We start from the raw sequence: 1,383 nt of genomic DNA on the forward strand, positions 1-1,383 counted from the left end.
TGGCGGTGCCGACCGGGACGGGCTGCTCGGACACGCCGAGCCGCGGGTCCTCGGCCGCGGGCGGAGCGGCCTGCCGGTGGCCGATCACCACCTGGCCCGGAAACCGGTACCCTGCCGACATGAGTGGTGACAACAGCAGTGGCCAGCCGCCGGGGCGATTCCGCCGTTTGATCAGCCGGCTGACCTCCTCGGCCGAGGAACTGGACGCCGAGGACCTGCGCCAGGAGATCGCCGCCGAGTCCGGCTGCCGGCCGATCGCCGGCTGCGCGGACCGCGAGCTCGTCACGGTCGCGGGCACGCTGCGCACGGTGACGCTCCGTCCCAGGGCCGGGGTGCCGGCGCTGGAGGCCGAACTCTTCGACGGCACCGAGGCGCTGGAGGTCGTCTGGCTCGGGCGCCGCTCGATCGCGGGCATAGAGCCGGGCCGCCGGCTGGTCGCCAGCGGCCGGATCAGCCACGCGCGCGGGCGCCGCGTGCTGTTCAACCCCCGCTATGAGCTGCGTCCGGTCGGACACGGGAGCGAAGCGTGAGCAACCACCCCGGCGGCAAGGCCGTCGCACCGGCCGTGGAGTCGGCCGCCACACCGGCCGTGGAGCCGCAGCTCGACCCGGCGGCCGCCGAGGCCGCCCGGCAGGCCGCGTCCAAGGAGGCCGCCGACACGGTGCTGCAGGCCTTCGGCGGCGTGCGCGGCATGATCGACATGACGCTGCCCGGCCTGGTCTTCATCGTCACGTACAACATCACCCACCAGGTGAGCGCCGCGGCCTGGGCCGCGCTCGGCCTGAGCGGCCTGTTCGTGGTGGTGCGGCTGGCGAAGCGGGAGACCATCCAGCACGCCTTCAGCGGCGTGTTCGGGGTGGCCCTGGGCGCCTGGATCGCGATGAAGAGCGGCAAGGCCGAGGACTTCTACCTGCCCGGCCTGCTCTGGAACGTCGGCTACTGCATCGCCCTGGCGGCCTCCGCGCTCGCGCGCTGGCCGATGATCGGGGTGATGCTCGGCCCGATCACCGGCGAGATGTTCACCTGGCGCAAGGAGAACCCCGGCCGCCTGGCCGCCTACACCAAGGCGACCTGGGCCTGGGTGGTGATCATGGGCCTCAAGCCGGTGATCCTCTTCCCGCTGTACTTCACCCACAACGTGAACCTGCTCGGCTGGCTGAAGGTCGCCCTCGGCATCCCGCCGCTGCTGCTGGCGATGTACGTCACCTGGCAGATCCTGCTGAAGGCGCCGCCGCCGATCAAGGCGCAGCTGGACGACGACCAGGACGAGGACGAGTCGGCGAAGGCGAAGTAGCCGCCCTGCGGGGCCGCCCCGTGAAGCCGGCACGGGCGGCGCCCGGTGCGTACGGCGGAGGGCCCGCACCCACCCGGGTGCGGGCCCTC

2 protein-coding genes are annotated in these 1,383 nt (G+C 73.1%); both read left to right on the forward strand.

Going from position 1 to position 1,383, the window contains the following annotated elements:
- Window positions 1-119 precede the first annotated feature (119 nt).
- Complete coding sequence (locus ABT247_RS33460; RefSeq protein ID WP_350750372.1) at window positions 120-530, forward strand: OB-fold nucleic acid binding domain-containing protein; 411 nt, start codon at window positions 120-122, stop codon at window positions 528-530.
- Entirely contained in the window at window positions 527-1,294 is a 768-nt protein-coding gene (locus tag ABT247_RS33465) for a DUF3159 domain-containing protein (RefSeq protein ID WP_350750374.1), read from the forward strand. Before ABT247_RS33460 ends, ABT247_RS33465 begins: the two co-directional genes overlap by 4 nt.
- Window positions 1,295-1,383: the final 89 nt, after the last annotated feature.

The sequence above is a fragment of the Kitasatospora sp. NPDC001539 genome (assembly GCF_040298565.1).
Classification (GTDB): domain Bacteria; phylum Actinomycetota; class Actinomycetes; order Streptomycetales; family Streptomycetaceae; genus Kitasatospora.

Bases quoted from the DNA above. Each gene is read 5' to 3' on its own strand.
- ABT247_RS33460 (WP_350750372.1), top strand. From the start codon at position 120: ATGAGTGGTGACAACAGCAGTGGCCAGCCGCCGGGGCGATTCCGCCGT.